Below are 14552 nucleotides of genomic sequence, written 5' to 3'. Positions count from 1 at the left end.
CGGGACGGTCCCCTCGTCATCGGCCGGGCGGACGTACGCCGGTGCGCGTAAAGACGGTTCCGTTCAGTTTCGGGAGCCCGGCATCGACTGGTTCTCGTCGTCGAACGCGTTCGGGAGCCGGGACTCGGAGAAGGGCGAGAACGTCGCCGGCGCGTCGGCGCTGGCGGCACGCTCGCGGGTCGTCCGCGAGGACTCGGACTGCGGCGTCGGTTCGGCGTCGATACTGGCGTCGGATCGGGGTCGGGTGGTCTGGGTGTGCATTGAGCGGAAGCGGCGGAGCGGGACGGTCGAGAGGCTGGTCGTCGGACGGGAGAATCAGGCGCGTACGGGTACGACCAGTTTCATCGTCTATCTCTCCGTTCGTGCCATTCCTTAATAATCGTTCGTGTTCGAACAGCGCTTGCCGAGCGGGGCGGTCGCGACCAGAGGAGGACGGCCGAAGCGCCTCGGCGCAAGACCTAACAGGGGTTCCGTGGGAGAACCGATCGATGGACGACGGGGACCCACAGGTGAGCTTCGTCGTGCCGGCGCGGGAGGAAGCGGCGTACCTGCCGTCGACGCTGTCGAGCATTCGCGATCAGGCGACCGACCGGGACTACGAGGCGGTCGTCGTGGTCGGCGGGCGGCGCGACGGGACGGCGGAGATCGCCCGGGACTACGGCGCGCGAGTGTACCGGCAGGCGGGGCGGGGCATCGGCGACGCGCGCCACATCGGGGCCGAGCACGCCCGCGGCGAGTGGCTAGCGTTCGTCGACGCCGACACCGCGCTCGACCCGTCCTACCTCGAAACGATGCTCGCTCACGTCGGGCACGAGGGGCTCGACGCCGCCTCGTCGCGCTGTCGGATGACCGGGCCGCGGCGGGCGAAGCTGGTGGAGTGGACGATAAACCACGTCTTCCCGCGGCTGGAGTGGCCGGTCCTGCCCGGCTTCAACTTCTTCGTCGACGCCGAGACGTACCGCGCGGCGGGCGGGTTCCCGAACGTGCCGAACGAGGACACCGCGTTCAGCCGTCGGCTCGGCCGGTCCGTCGAAACGGGCTACTGCCCCGCGGTGCTGGTCGAGAGCTCCGGCCGGCGGGTCGCGGCCGCGGGGCTGACCGGCACGCTGTATCACTACCTCCGGCTCGACTGGGGGCGGGTGCGAGCGAACTACTGAGAAGGGTCCGACCCGCTACACCGCGTCGAGGTGCTGCTCGACCAGTTTCACGTTCCGCTTGTTCGCCTTCCACCCCGCGTCGAACAGCGTCCCGATCACCGGAACGGAGCCGAAGACGGTGTCGACTGCGATGTTGAGGACCATCTTCGCGACGGTCGACATCGGCACGCCGAGGTTGGCCGCTTCGAGGACGATGTACATCGAGATCACCGACATCACGGAGTCGCCGGCGACCGGCAGGATGCCGACGATGGGGTCGATGCCCACCCGGAAGTCCGTTCCCGGGACGCGGATCGCGTCGTCGAGGAGCGTGCCCACCATCCGCATCCGCTTCAACGCCGACTCCTGGTCGCCGATGATCGCCTCGCCGGTCGAACCGTCGCCGAACGACGGCGGGTCCACGTCGAGTTCGTCCTGTGCCATACCCGCCGTACGCCGCCGAGCGGGATAGGTGCCCGCATGAGCGAGGCGAGGGGTTCCGGCGCGAAACAGGTCGCGCGGGGGACTACTCCGTCGTGCGGATCGTCTACTCGCCGATCCGCTCGCGGGCGGCGGCGACGACCAGCGGGAGCGTGATCGTCGCGTCGGCGTAGACGCTGGCGTTGCGGCCCGCCTTCTCGATCTTCCCCCACGAGCGCGCCTCGTCGAGAGTCGCGCCGGAGAGCCCGCCGGTGTTCGGCGGGTCCATCGTCAGCTGGACCGCGTAGTCGTACGCGCTCGGCGCGACGAGCATCGTCTGGAGGACGAAGTTCTTCGGGACGCCGCCGCCGACGACCATCGCGCCGGCCTTCTCGGCCTCGAACGCGAGGTCCGTCAGCGGCGTCATGTCCGCGAGCGCGTCGAGCGAGAAGTCGTTCGTCTGGGAGTACATCCACGCCTGCAGGCCGAGCACGGAGTCCTGTATCGCCGGGCAGTAGATCGGCACGTCGTGCTCGTACGCGGCGGCGGCGATGCCGGGACCCTCGCCGACGTCCTCGGCGTCGTTGACCGCGGCGTTGGCGCGGCCGAGTTCGGCGGTGAGTTCCTGAATACTCACGGTCCCCTCGCACTCGGGGAACACGCGCGAGCGCAGGTGGTCCTCGAACAGCGCGAAGTGCTCCTGCGGGAGGTAGACGTTGTAGATGCGGTCGACCCCCTCGTCGCGGAGCTGCTCGTCGTGGTCGCGCAGCGATGCGTCGGGGTCCGGGTCGTGTTCCTGCCCGTGGTGGTGCTTGCCGCCGATGGCCTCGATGGCGTCGTGGGTGAGGTTCGCGCCGGTCGTCACCAGCGCGTCGACGTGGCCGTCCCGGATCAGGTCGGCGACGATGCGGCGCATCCCCGTCGGCACCATCGCGCCGGCGAGGCCGAAGAAGTTGGTCACGTCGTCGTCGCCGATCATCTCGGCGTACACGTCGACGGCCTCGTGGAGGTCCGTCGCGCCGATACCGGCGTGGCCGTACTCCGCGACGAGTTCGTCGACGGTCATCCCCGCGCGGACCTCCGCGTGGGCCACCGGGTCGTGGGAGAACGTCTCTCGCTCCGGCTCGCCGTCCGCCGGACCGCTGTCGTCGGTCATGGTTCGGGCTGCGCGGGCCAGCGATTTGAACGCCGCGATCGCCGCTCGCGCTCGCCCGAAACGTCGCTGCCGGTTTACACTATAGCCCCGGCTGTTATGCCCGCTGCCGTCTAATCGATCGGTGGATGCCTGACGATCAGTACGACGACGACGGCGGGACGATCGTTAGCGACGAGTTCGATCCGGCGACCACCGACGCCAGCACGGCGGTGGTACTCGCGGTCGCGGCCGCGGCGAACGTCGAGCCGCAGGACCTGGATCCGCTCTACGAGGTCGTCGATCCCGACGCGCTCAACCACCTCTTCGACGACCCCGACTGCGTCCCGATGGCGCTCTCGTTCGAGTATCAGGGGTACGTCGTCTCCGTACGGGGGAGCTTCGAGGTCGTGGTCACCGACGAAGCGGGCGCTGACGGGCCGACCGCCTAAAGCCCAGTCGGGCGATCGACGTACGCGGTTTCCAATCCCCACTCCTCGGCGACGTCCCGGAGCGCCCGGACGCCGAACGTCTCCGTCGCGTAGTGGCCGGCGAGGGCGACCGTGATCCCGGCCTCCCGGGCCTGATGGTACGCCTTCTGCTTGCCCTCGCCGGTCACCAGCGCGTCGACGCCCTTCGACTCGGCCTCGTCGATCCAGTCGGTCCCGCTGCCCGTGACGACCGCCACGTCCTCGATCGTCTTCGGGCCGAAGTCGAGCACCTGCACGTCGCGCCCACCGGTGTCGAGCGCGTCGCCCAGCCGCTCGCGCAGCGTCTCTGCGGTGAAGCTCTCGGACGCCCGTCCGCGGAGGCCGATGTACTCCGGCCCGACGGCGCCGAAGCGCTCGCGGTCGGTCAGGTCGAGCAGGTCCGCGACGCCGGCCGCGTTGCCGAGTTCCACGTGGCCGTCAAGCGGCAGGTGGACGGCGTACAGCGCGAGGTCCTCCTCGATCAGCGGCGCGATCCGGTCGTACTTGCGGCCGGTGACGCGGTCGAACCCGCCCCAGGAGACGCCGTGATGCGTTACGAGCACGTCGCCGCCGGCGTCGATCGCTTCCTCGATCGTCTCGACGGCGGCGTCGACGGCGAAGACGGCGCGCTCGACGGTCGCTTCCTCGGGGCCGACCTGGAGGCCGTTCGCCGCGGCGTCCACGTCGGCGTAGTCGTCGACGCGCAGTCGCTCGTCGAACCGGTCGCGGAACTCGCTCAGGTCCATACCGTCCCTACCCGGAGCGCGGCCGTAGGCGTTGCGCTCTCCCGCGGCGGGCGCGCCGCACTCCCTGCGCGACAGCCTTACTCCGCGCGCTTCAGGTAGCCCCGCTCCTCTTCGAGCAGGCCGCGGTCGACGGCCGTCTCGATGACGGCGTCGAAGTCCTCGGGCGGGATCTCGTAGGCGTTCATCGCGACGGTCGCGATCTCGTCGCGCTCGACCGGGAACTCGCGGTTCTGGAGCAGTCGCACGACGCGGTTGTACGTGGCCTGTGGCGGGCCGTCCTCGCCGATCTCGCCGGTCGAATCGCTCGCCGATTCGTCGGACTCGCCCGCGTCCGTCGGCGAACCGGCGGCGCTCCCCTCGTCAGTCGGCGCGGATCCGTCCGCGCCGGCCGCCGAACCGGCATCGTCGCCGGCCGGGCCGCTCCCCCGGTCGGACGGGCCGGTGACGACGATGCCGTCGTCCCCGTCGCCGGACGCGTCGTCGGCCGAATCGGTCCGCGAAGTACCCATCTCCAGCAGGCTCTCGGCGGCGCTCTCGTCGATCGCCGGGCTGTCGTCGCCGGGGCCGTCTCGTCCGCCATCGGCGCTCTCGTCGCCGGCCGAGCCGTCTCCGGCTCCGCGGCCCCCGCCGGCGCTCGCCTCGTCCAGCGTCCGCTGGCGGTCGTCGACGGCCGCGACGATGTGGTCCGTGACGGTGGACAGTTTCCGGTGGCAGGCAGGACAGAGGACGACGGTCTGCTGGTCGCCCGGCGCGGGGCCGAGCGCGTCCGGGACGACCGGGTACTCCGAGAGCGGTTGCTCGATGGCGGTGCCGCAGAAGTAACACGACGACAGGGTCATGCTACGAAGCCTCTCCGCGACGGGGTAAAAATCCCTCCCTACGACCGCCCGTCGCGGCGCGAGCGGGCGTGCTCGAAGACGAACTCGCGGAGGAGCTTGCCGGCCAGCGCCGCGGCCTGCCCGTCGTCGCGGTCGTTGACCTCGACCGCGTCGAAGCCGTCCGCATGGGGCGCGACGGCGCGAACGATGTCGCGCATCTCGCGGGGGTGCAGGCCGAACGGCTCCATCGTCCCCGTGCCGGGCGCGTACCCGGGGTCGGCGGCGTCCACGTCGACGCTCAGGTAGACCGACTCCTCGTCGAAATCCGGCGACCAGTCGGCCGCGTCCTCCGGCGGGACGACGGTCACGTCGCCCTCGGCGGCGCGCTCCCACTCCGCCTCGCTCCCGGTGCGCGCGCCGACGACGACGGCCTCGTCCGCCACGTCGAGCGCGTGGCGAGTGGCGGTCGCGTGGCTCAGTTCGTTGCCGTCGTAGTCCTCGCGCAGGTCGAGGTGGGCGTCGAGGACGACGACCGCGTCCGGGTCGACGGCGCGGACACCGGCGACGGAGACGGTGTGCTCGCCGCCGACGAGGAGGGGGACGGCGTCGTCCCACACGACGTCGGTGACGACGCCTTCGAGGTACTCCAGGTACTCGGCGGCGTCGTCCCACGCGCGGACGTCGCCGTGGTCGTGTACCGAGAGTTCCGAGAAACGGAGGTCGGTTCGACGGTCGAAGTCGTCGTACGTTTCGGCGAAGCGACGCACGCGGTCCGGGCCGAACCGTGCGCCCGGCTGGAACGTCGTCGAGACGTCGAGCGGGGCGCCGACGACCACGTACGACGCCTCGTCGCGGTCGGCGGCGGCCCCGGGAAGCATTATATGATCTTCCGCTGCTCTTCCATCTCCAGGTACTCGATGTCGTCGTCGGGCGAGAGGTCGGCGTCCTCCGGCGTGGAGATCGTGATCGTCTCGTACGTTTCCAGGTCCATCACCTGCGCGACCGTCGGGGACTCGACGCTGACGACCTGGCCCTGCTTTCGCTCGATGATCGGGACCCACACCTTCGCGTCGACGGGCTGGGAGAGCGAGCGCTTCTTCCCGTCGAAGACGCCCTCGGCCTCGATGCGGGCCTTGGCGCTGCCGTGCTTGCCCGGCTTCGCCGTGCTGTAGGAGTTGATCTGGCACGGCGCGTCGTCGATCATCACGTAGTTGCCTTCCTGAAGGTCGCGGACTTCCTTCTGCTGTTTCGCCATAGGGCGGCTTAATCAACGTAAGAGTATAAACGATTTGGAAGCGCATAGCGCCGAGCTACGGGGGTTAGCGTCCTTTTGACGGGGGAACTCGCTCGTGAGGAGCCGATCCACGCTTCGGAATGCCGAACGCGCGCGGTCGGTCCCGTCTCGTCGCGATTACCGGAACGAGTCCCGGGTTTACGCCTCCGTAGCAAAGCCGCGGAAATTCTCGTATTATGAGAGTAATTGCCAATAGAACGATGTGTATCGTTGCCTCGCCAGCGTCCGTTTCCACGGTCAAAAGTAACGCTTCTCCGCCCGTGTGATCCACAGAGGGCGCCGCCTGTCGAACCGGAAACCATTTTTAATGCATACGTATCCTTTCGAATACGATGGTATTCGGACATTCGATATCTAATGCAAGCGACACGATAAAACGGTTCGTGGGTTTCGGCGACGACGACGGGGACGACGCGAACGACGTCGCCCTCCCGACCGTCGCTGACCGGACCGGGTTCGAGGGGAACCTCGATGGCTCCGAGGTGATCGGTCGGAGTCCGATGTCGTACGTCGCGGCGAGCGAGTCCATCACGGAGTTCATGGGGAAACAGACCAAACACAAGCTCGCGAACTACGGCATCGAGGAGCTAGAGCCGGACGAGTGGTACCCGCTCAAGGCCCCGCTCGCGATGCTGTTCGACATGCGGGACGACTACGGCGAGAGCAGCATGCAGAACATGGGGCGACACATCCCCGAACACGTCGAGTTCCCGCCGGGCATCGAGGGCGCCGAAGAGGCCCTGCAGTCGGTCGACCAGGCGTACCAGCACAACCACCGCGGCATGGACATCGGCTCCTACGAGTTCCGGAAGACGGGGGATTGCGAGGGGGAGATGGTCTGTGAGAACCCGTATCCGTGCGAGTTCGACCAGGGACTGCTCCGAGGCGTCGCCGAGAACTTCACGGACAGTTTCGTGAACGTGGAGGAAGTCGGCGATCAGTGCCGGGCGGAGGGCGGACGGCACTGCACGTTCCGCATCGAGTGGACCTGAGCCCGCCGGCTATCGGTCGTCCCGTTCGAACGCCGAACCGCGGTGCGTCCCTCCCGAATCAGTAGGGGTACTCTCGCGGTTCGCGCTGGACGGAGATCCACTTCAGCGTCGTCAGGGTGTCCAGGATCTGCTCGTCGTTGTACCGCCCGACCCCGGAGGCGCCGACCCCGCCGAACGGGACGTGCGGCTCGTCGTTCAGCGGCTGGTCGTTGATGTGGACCATGCCCGTCTCCAGAGCGTCGGCCACGTCCCGCGCTCGTCCGACGTCCGACGAGTGAACGGATCCGGAGAGGCCGTACTCCGTGTCGTTGGCGATCTCGACGGCCTCCTCGTCGCTCTCGAAGGGGATGACCGGCGCGACGGGACCGAAGTGTTCGTTACACGCCGTCGGCATGTCGTTGGTCACGCCGGACAGCACCGTCGGTTCGACGAACAGGCCGTCGTGGTCGCCGCCGGCCTCGACGGTCGCGCCCTGTTCGACCGACTCCTCGATGAAGCCGACGATCTTGTCGCGCTGAGACTCGTTTATGACCGGGCCGACGATCACGCCCTCCTCGCGCGGGTCCCCGATCGGGAGCTGCTCGGCGCGGTCGGCCAGCGCCGCGACGTAGTCGTCGTACAGCGACTCGTGGACGAGGTGGCGGTTGATGGAGATGCACTCCTGCCCCTGATGGGTGAACGACCCGAACGCGCCGGCGTCGACCGCCCGCTCTAAGTCGGCGTCGGAGAGGACGACGTGCGCGTTGTTCCCGCCGAGTTCGAGCGCCGGGTCCGTGTACTGGCCGATCGCGCGCTGCCCGACGCCGCGGCCGACCTCGGACGAGCCGGTGAACGACATCACCGACGGGACCGGGTGCCCCGAGAAGTGGTCGCCGATCTCGTGGCCGTAGCCCGGGACGACGTTCAGCACGCCGTCCGGGAGGCCGGCCTCCTCGAACAGCGCCGCGAGCGCGAGTCCGCCCGTTATCGGCGTGTTCTCGTCGGGCTTGAGCACCACGCTGTTGCCGAGCGCGATGGCGGGCGCGACGACCCGACTGGTGAGATACAGCGGGAAGTTCCACGGCGTGATGACGCCGACGACGCCGGCCGGCTCCCGGACGACGATGTGCTCCTTGCCCGGCGTCACGGACTCCTGGTGGCGACCGGTCCTGCGCATGGCCAGGCCGCCGCCGACCTCCGTCGTGTTCCGAGCGAGTTCGGTCTCGAACCCGGCCTTCAGCCCGACGCCGCCGCACTCGACGGCGAACAGCGTCGCGAGGTCGTCGGCGTACTCGTCCATCAGGTCCGCGACTCGCGTCACGACGGCGGCGCGCTCCTGCGGCGGGCGGTCGGCCCAGTCCTCCTGCGCCGCGGCCGCGACCGCGTAGGCGTCGTCGACGTCGTCCTCCGTGGCCGAGGGGACCGTCGTCAGCGTCGCACGCGTCGCGGGATTCTCGACCTCGATCGCGTCCCGGTCGCCCGCGGGTTCCCACTCGCCGTCGACGTACAGCGCGTTCCACCCGTCCTCGGGCGCGATGTCCAGGTCGTCCACGTCCGGCTCCTCGACGGAATCGTTGTCTACCTCTGTCATGTAACGTATATTTTGCGTTACCGTCGCTTCTTACGGTTTTCGTTTCACGGTCCGCCGCCAGAAAATGCCCCGACGGCGCTCTCCCGATCGTCAGCGGCGGACCCCGCTCGTCCGCCGCCGGCCCGCGACGCGTGGCGGCTTTCGCGCGCCGCTCGACGACTACGCGCGCCGCTCGACGACGCGGCCCACCCGTTCCAGCCCCTCGTCGAGTTCGTCGGCCGGGAGTCCGAAGCCGATCCGGAAGCGGTCCGGGTGGCCGAACAGGTCGCCGGGCGCGAGCACGACGCTCTCCTCCTCGACGACGGCGGTGCAGAACTCGCGGGCGTCGTCGAACCCGTCCGGCACCGTCACGAACCCGTTCACGCCGACCGGGTCGTACCAGTCGAGTTCGTGCTCGTGGAGGAACGCCCGCACCCGCTCGTGGTTGCGCCGGGCGTGCTCGCGGTTCTCCCGGAGAATTTCGTCCTCCTGGTCTCCCAGGGCCTGCTTCGCGACGTGCTGGCCGAAGATGGAGGGCGAGATAGTGGTGTAGTCCTTCCAGTTCCAGGCGGTCTCGACCAGTTCCTCGGGGAGGACGGCCCACCCGAAGCGCAGGCCCGCGAGGCCGTGGGACTTCGTCGCGCTCGCGGTGCTGATCCCCCGCCGCCCCATGCTTGCGACCGGCGAGAGCGGCTCCTCGGCGAGCAGCCGGTACACCTCGTCGCAGAGCAGGTAGGCGTCCGCGTCCTCGGCGAGGTCGTACAGCGCGCGGATCGTCTCCTCGGGGTGGTAGCGCCCCGTCGGGTTGTTCGGGTTGTTGACGACGACGACCTCCGTCTCGGGGCGGACCGCGTCGGCCACCGCGTCGACGTCGAGCTCCCAGTCCGGCGGCGACAGCGGGACCTCGGTCACGTCGGCGACGGCGTCGGGGACGGCGGTGAGCGCCTGGTACGTCGGCGTCACGACGACGGCGTGGTCGCCCTCGTCGAGCAGTGAGAGGAAGGTGAGGAAGTTCGCCTCCTGCGCGCCGCAGGTGAAAAGCACCTCGTCGGCCGACCGGTCGTACCGCCGTGCGATCCGCGCGCGGAACTCGGGGTCGCCGTTGGTGGGGATGACGTAGCCCAGTTCGCCGGGGTCGGTGTCGAACCGGTCGGCGTCGAGGCTCCGGATACCGCTCTCGGCGAGCATGATATCCGCCTCGTGCTCGTGCTTCGCGAACCAGCGCTCCAGACCGAACTCGGCGATGTCCATGGGACGGAGTACGACGGGCGCGACAAAACCGGCGGGGATCTCAGTCGCTCTCGCGGCGCCGACGCTCCTTCAGGTTCTGTCGGGTGAACTGCGGCTTCGCGCGGATCCCCTTGCGCTCGCGGAGCGACCGGTACAGCAGGACCGCGACGCCGAACGAGAACGCGGCGGCGACCGCGGTCGACCTGACCGTGGCGAACGAGTAAAGCACTGCCGTCGAGAGCACGCCGGCGGTCAGCAGGAGGCCGTAGACGATCCGCTTGGCCAGCGTGTCGAACACGTCGTTCGGGTCCTCGATCTCCGCCCGCATGTGGAAGTTCTCGCGCTCGATCCGGTCGAGCGCGCTCTCCAGCTTCGGCGGGGTGCGAACCGTCGCCAGCGCGGACTCCTGTATCTGGTCGCCCGCCTCATCGACGTACTGCCGGATGCTCTCCTCGCGGTAGCCCTGCTCGGTGAGGTAGTCCGTCGCGATGGCGATGAAGTCGAAGTCGGGGTCGAGCGTCACGCAGACGCCCTCGACCACCGTCGCGACGCGCAGCACCAGCGCGAGGTTCTTCGGCAGGCGGAACGGGAAGTCGTAGATCGAGTCCTCGATCTGGCCGACGATCTGCTGGACGCGGTACTGCTCGATGTCCTCGCCGCGGACGTCCTGAATGGCGAGTTCCATCACCTCGCCCATCACCTGCCGGTCGGCCTCCGGCGAGAGCGTCCCCATCTCGATGAGGGCGTCGAGGATGGCGTCGGTGTCCTGGTTGGCGACGGCGACGTAGAAGTCGACGATCTTGTCCTGGATGAAGTCGTCGACGCGGCCGCTCATCCCGAAGTCGTAGAAGATGATGCTGCCCTCGTCGGTGACCGCGAGGTTGCCCGGATGGGGGTCGGCGTGGAAGATCCCGTCCTCGATGATCATCTGGAGGTAGGCCCGCTGGAGGTTCTCCGCGATCCGCGTGCGGTCGAGGTCCTTCGACTTCAGCGCCTCCAGGTCGTTGATCTTCGTCCCGGGGATGTACCGCATCGTCAGCACCCGCGGGCCGGACCGGTCCTCGACGACCGGCGGGATGACCACGGCGTCGTCACCCTCGAAGTTCTCGCTGATCTCGCGGAGCATCTCGGCCTCGCGCTCGTAGTCCATCTCCTCGCGGATGGTCTTCGCGAACTCGTCGGCGAGGTTCTCCAGCGAGAACGCCCGGGACTCGTCGATGAACGTCAGCAGGATCGGCAGCGACCAGCGGATCACGCGCAGGTCGGACTCCACGAGCGGCTCGATGTTCGGGCGGCGGACCTTCACGGCGACCTCGTCGCCGTCGACCTTCGCGGTGTACACCTGTCCGAGGCTGGCCCCGCTGATGGGGTCGGGGTCGAAGTCGTCGAACACCTCGTCGACCGGTCCCAGTTCCGCCTCGATTACCTCCCGTGCGGCCGACCACTCCGCGGGCGGCACCTCGTCTTGCAGCTGCGAGAGCACGTCGATGTACTCCGGCGGCAGGATGTCCGGCCGGGTCGATAGCAGTTGGCCGAGCTTGATGAACGTCGGGCCGAGCGTCAGCAGCGAGTCGAGCAGGCGGTCCGCGCGCCGGCGACGCGTCTCCGCGTCGACCCGACGGCGGCCGCCGACGAGGACGAACCGGCGGCGGTCCCGCGCGTACGCCAGGAGCAACGGGAGGAACTGCCGCGCGACGACGAAAAACCGCCAGTATGCACGGAGGTTGACCAGCGTCACCACCCCGCGCTACGCGCCCTCGGTGACCTCGATAGTCGTCCCCGTAGCCCCCGTTCCGCGCTTGGGGAGGCGGAGTTCGAGCACGCCGCGGTCGACGGTGGCTTCCGCGCCGGCATCGGTCGCGTCCGGCGGGAGCGGGAGCTCCGCGTCGAGAAACAGGGACCGGTCCTCGGTGACGTAGCGGAACTCCGTCGGGAGGTCCTTCTCGCGCCGCGCCTCGATCCGAAGCTGGGTGCCTTCGACGGCGACGTCGACCGTGTCCGCCGTCACCCCCGGGAGGTCGACGACGAGCAGGTAGGCGTCGTCGCTCTCCAGGAGGTCAGCGAACACGGCGTCGGGCAGGTCGCGCAAGGCGTCACGCAGCGCTGACATACGTACGCGTTGGGAGTCCGGGGCGAAAAAGCCCGCGATCGGAGCGCGAGTCCGCGTCCCGCGGTCACAGCGCGATCCCGGCGTACGTGACGGCCACCGCGCAGACGGCCGCCGCGGCCAAGCGGTAGAGCGCCGGCGTCGCCAGCCGCCGCACCGCCTCGCGCTCGCTCCCGTCGGTGATCCGGAAGAAGGGCGCGCCCTCCCCTCTGACGACGGCGTTGACGGTGCCGCCCGCGTCCGACCAGCGCCGGAACTCGGTGACGCCGTAGACGTGGACGGTTTCACCGGGATCGAGCCGCCGCTCGACGTACTTGCGGTCGTTGCCGGTGGCGATCGAGAGCGGTCCGAGGTCCCACGACCCCTCTTCGGAGTCCACCTCCGGCGTCTCACCGATCCAGCGGCGGATCCGCTCCGGCGGTCGGTCGCCGGCGTCGACGCGGACCACGTCGTCCTCGTCCAGCGCCAGCGACGCGCCCGTTGGCTCGACCAGCAGGCGGCCGGTGTCGTCGGCGAGGACGAACGGCCGCCGCGCGCCGCCGGAGTAGATCGAGTCCCAGTGGCTCGACTTCCCGTACGAGGTGTACTCCTCCACCTCGTACCGGCAGGCGACGCACTCCGTGCCGGTAAACGGCGAGACGAGCGTCACCTCGTGGGGTTCGACGGTCCCTTCCACCTCGACGACGCCGCTCGCGTTGGCCGCCGACGCGACGTCGACGGGCTCGTTTCGGTACACTCGGTACGCGCGGCGGCCGTGCCGGACGCCGTCCGCGAGGAAGGCACTCCGACGAGCCCGACGAGAGCGGTCAGTACGACGGGAACAGAGAGACCGTAAGGCATGCCTTCCGCTCGTTCACGTCGCGAAATAAACGTTCCGTCGGAGCGCCGCGAGGAGTAACAACCACCTACCGCGCGGAAACGGAATTTGTCGTTGGATAACAAAGCCGCCCCGCTCCTATTGACGATCCGATGAACCGACGCTCGGCAGTCGCGCTCGCCGGGGCGCTCGCGGTCGCCGTCTGTGCGGTCGCCGCGACCGGAGCGCTCGTCGCGGCGGACGGGGCCCAGCACGAACCGACACCGGCGACCGACCGCGAGGTCGAACGCCAGGAGGAAAACGAGACGAGCGAGACGGACGACGGGAACGGAACTGACGGCCCGCCGCTCTCGCCGCACGCGACGGTCGGCGGCGGCCCCTCGACGGGCGAGTCGGTCGCCGGCGGCGACCTGAACGGCGACGGCACCGCCGACGTGGTCGTCGGCATCCCGTTCGACGACGACGCCGGCAACAACGCCGGGGCCGCCGCGGTGTTCTTCGGCCCGGTCGACCCAGGTGAGACCGACGTTTCGGCGGCGAACGTCACGGTCCGGGGGACTGCCGGCGGCGAGTGGACGGGGTACGACACGGCGGTCGCGGACGTGAACGGCGACGGCTACGGCGACCTGATCGTGAGCGCGCCGCTGCGCGACAACGGGTACGTGTACGTCTTCCACGGCGGCCCGTCGATGTCGGAGACGCTCCGTCCCTCCGACGCCGACGCGGTGATCGCCGGCGGCGACGACGACGAGCAGTTCGGCATCGCCGTCGCGCCGGTCCCGCAGGAGGGAGCGGACGGCCTGCTCGTCGGCGACCCGCGCGCCGACGGCGAGGGCGGCGAGGACGCCGGCGCGGCCTACTACTTCTCACCCGACTCGCTCTCCGGCGACGCGACCAGTGCCGACGCCGACCTCCGACTCGGCGGCGAGGCCGCGGGCGACCGCGCGGGCTGGGACGTCGCGGCCGGCGACCTCACCGGGAACGGAACGCCGGACCTGGTCGTCGGCGCGCGAGACGCCGGAGGGTCGGGAGCCGGCGCGGCCTACGTCGCTCCGGCGATCGCCGCGGGCGAGCGGTCGCTCGCCGACGCCGAAGCGGTGATCCGGGGCGCCGAGGGCGGCAACTCGGCGGGCCACACCGTCGGCGTCTACCGCGGGAACGACAGCGCCGGCGTGATTGTCGGCGCACCGACCGCGGACGAAAACGGCAGCAGTTCCGGCGCCGTGTACGTCGTCCCGCCCGAGAACGCGTCGCTCGCCGACGCTGAGCCGGTCTACGCCGGCACGGCCGGCGACCGCGCGGGCTGGGACGCGACCGCCGGCGACGTGACCTGCGACGGCCGGGCGGACCTGCTCGTCGGGAGCCCGTACGCCGACGACAAGGCCGGCACGGCAGTGATGGTACCCGCCGACGGGAGTGACCCGGTCGAGATCCTCGCCGGCGAGGACCCGGGCGACTACGCCGGCTACCGCGTCGCGCTGACCGTCGACGCGACCGGCGACGGGAACCGCGACGCGCTGGTCGGCGCGCCGGACGAGAACGTGACCAACACCACGGCGAGCGCGACCCTGCTGGAGAGCGGCTGCGCGGCGACGGCCGACGCGGTCGAGGAGAACGCGTCCGACGGCGGCACGGACACCGAGACCGAAAGCGACGGGACCGAGACGGACGCGACCGACGAGACCGCGGCGGCCGAAGCGCCGAGTGAGGGCGACCCGCTGAGCACCCTCGCCCCCGTCGGCGTCGTCGTCGGTGCTGCCGCGGTTGCGCTCGGCGTCGTCGCGCTGTGGCGGCGCGACTGAGCGTCGGGGGGTCGCTCTGATCGCCGCCTCCGACCGGTC

Annotated in this window: 16 protein-coding genes; 4 read left to right on the top strand and 12 right to left on the bottom strand. The window is 69.9% G+C overall.

Translation table 11 applies throughout. The features are described from left to right. Positions 1-63 precede the first annotated feature (63 nt). The gene (locus D8670_RS07025) at positions 64-261 is read right to left on the bottom strand and encodes a hypothetical protein (RefSeq protein WP_121817351.1); all 198 of its coding nucleotides are present in this window, start codon (positions 259-261) and stop codon (positions 64-66) included. Positions 262-488: 227 nt separating this feature from the next. Between D8670_RS07025 and D8670_RS07020 the strand changes: the two genes are divergently transcribed. Further along, entirely contained in the window at positions 489-1157 is a 669-nt protein-coding gene (locus tag D8670_RS07020) for a glycosyltransferase family 2 protein (protein ID WP_121817350.1), read from the top strand. A 15-nt stretch (positions 1158-1172) separates the two neighbouring features. Here D8670_RS07020 and D8670_RS07015 read toward each other — a convergent pair whose 3' ends face one another. Together D8670_RS07015 and D8670_RS07010 are read right to left on the bottom strand one after the other, a co-directional pair. Then, on the bottom strand, positions 1173-1580 hold the full coding sequence (locus D8670_RS07015; RefSeq protein ID WP_121817349.1) for a DUF4112 domain-containing protein: 408 nt from the start codon (positions 1578-1580) through the stop codon (positions 1173-1175). A gap of 103 nt (positions 1581-1683) precedes the next feature. Then, a complete protein-coding gene (locus tag D8670_RS07010) occupies positions 1684-2712 on the bottom strand; it encodes a deoxyhypusine synthase (protein ID WP_121817348.1) in 1029 nt (342 codons plus the stop codon). A 125-nt stretch (positions 2713-2837) separates the two neighbouring features. Here D8670_RS07010 and D8670_RS07005 point away from each other — a divergent pair, with 125 nt between their 5' ends. Then, the gene (locus tag D8670_RS07005) at positions 2838-3140 is read left to right on the top strand and encodes a HalOD1 output domain-containing protein (RefSeq protein WP_162994217.1); all 303 of its coding nucleotides are present in this window, start codon (positions 2838-2840) and stop codon (positions 3138-3140) included. On the opposite strand, the gene D8670_RS07000 is transcribed toward D8670_RS07005, so the two are convergent. The 4 genes from D8670_RS07000 to D8670_RS06985 all read right to left on the bottom strand — a co-directional run bounded on the left by D8670_RS07000 (position 3137) and on the right by D8670_RS06985 (position 5977). Next, on the bottom strand, positions 3137-3904 hold the full coding sequence (locus D8670_RS07000; protein ID WP_121817347.1) for a Nif3-like dinuclear metal center hexameric protein: 768 nt from the start codon (positions 3902-3904) through the stop codon (positions 3137-3139). The genes D8670_RS07005 and D8670_RS07000 overlap by 4 nt on opposite strands. A 77-nt stretch (positions 3905-3981) precedes the next feature. After that, positions 3982-4743, bottom strand: coding sequence for a hypothetical protein (locus D8670_RS06995; protein ID WP_121817346.1), 762 nt, complete (start codon positions 4741-4743; stop codon positions 3982-3984). A 38-nt stretch (positions 4744-4781) separates the two neighbouring features. Further along, on the bottom strand, positions 4782-5600 hold the full coding sequence (locus D8670_RS06990; RefSeq protein ID WP_121817345.1) for an arginase family protein: 819 nt from the start codon (positions 5598-5600) through the stop codon (positions 4782-4784). Then, positions 5600-5977: a translation initiation factor IF-5A gene (locus D8670_RS06985; protein ID WP_121817344.1), complete on the bottom strand. Its 378-nt coding sequence runs from the start codon at positions 5975-5977 to the stop codon at positions 5600-5602. The genes D8670_RS06990 and D8670_RS06985 overlap by 1 nt, the downstream gene beginning before the upstream one ends. A 371-nt stretch (positions 5978-6348) precedes the next feature. Between D8670_RS06985 and D8670_RS06980 the strand changes: the two genes are divergently transcribed. Then, on the top strand, positions 6349-7008 hold the full coding sequence (locus tag D8670_RS06980) for a 4-vinyl reductase (protein ID WP_121817343.1): 660 nt from the start codon (positions 6349-6351) through the stop codon (positions 7006-7008). 58 nt (positions 7009-7066) lie between these two features. Here D8670_RS06980 and D8670_RS06975 read toward each other — a convergent pair whose 3' ends face one another. The 5 genes from D8670_RS06975 to D8670_RS06955 form a co-directional block, all read right to left on the bottom strand. After that, positions 7067-8578 (bottom strand): aldehyde dehydrogenase family protein, encoded by a 1512-nt coding sequence (locus D8670_RS06975; protein WP_121817342.1) that lies wholly within the window; start codon positions 8576-8578, stop codon positions 7067-7069. Positions 8579-8737: 159 nt separating this feature from the next. Beyond that, positions 8738-9808, bottom strand: a complete 1071-nt coding sequence (locus tag D8670_RS06970) for an aminotransferase class I/II-fold pyridoxal phosphate-dependent enzyme (protein WP_121817341.1) — start codon at positions 9806-9808, stop codon at positions 8738-8740. Between the two features lie 40 nt (positions 9809-9848). Beyond that, the gene (locus D8670_RS06965) at positions 9849-11528 is read right to left on the bottom strand and encodes an ABC1 kinase family protein (protein WP_121817340.1); all 1680 of its coding nucleotides are present in this window, start codon (positions 11526-11528) and stop codon (positions 9849-9851) included. A 6-nt stretch (positions 11529-11534) separates the two neighbouring features. Continuing rightward, positions 11535-11897 carry an Hsp20/alpha crystallin family protein gene (locus D8670_RS06960; RefSeq protein ID WP_121817339.1) on the bottom strand — a complete coding sequence of 121 codons (363 nt, stop codon included), beginning with the start codon at positions 11895-11897 and terminating at the stop codon, positions 11535-11537. 64 nt (positions 11898-11961) lie between these two features. Beyond that, complete coding sequence (locus tag D8670_RS06955) at positions 11962-12630, bottom strand: GIDE domain-containing protein (RefSeq protein ID WP_121817338.1); 669 nt, start codon at positions 12628-12630, stop codon at positions 11962-11964. A 233-nt stretch (positions 12631-12863) separates the two neighbouring features. Here D8670_RS06955 and D8670_RS06950 point away from each other — a divergent pair, with 233 nt between their 5' ends. Then, complete coding sequence (locus D8670_RS06950) at positions 12864-14513, top strand: FG-GAP repeat protein (protein ID WP_121817337.1); 1650 nt, start codon at positions 12864-12866, stop codon at positions 14511-14513. Positions 14514-14552 lie beyond the last annotated feature (39 nt).

It is taken from the genome of Halostella limicola (assembly GCF_003675875.1).
Classification (GTDB): domain Archaea; phylum Halobacteriota; class Halobacteria; order Halobacteriales; family Natronoarchaeaceae; genus Halostella; species Halostella limicola.
Note: the sequence above shows the minus strand (reverse complement) of the source record. Positions and strands in the feature narration are given on the sequence as shown.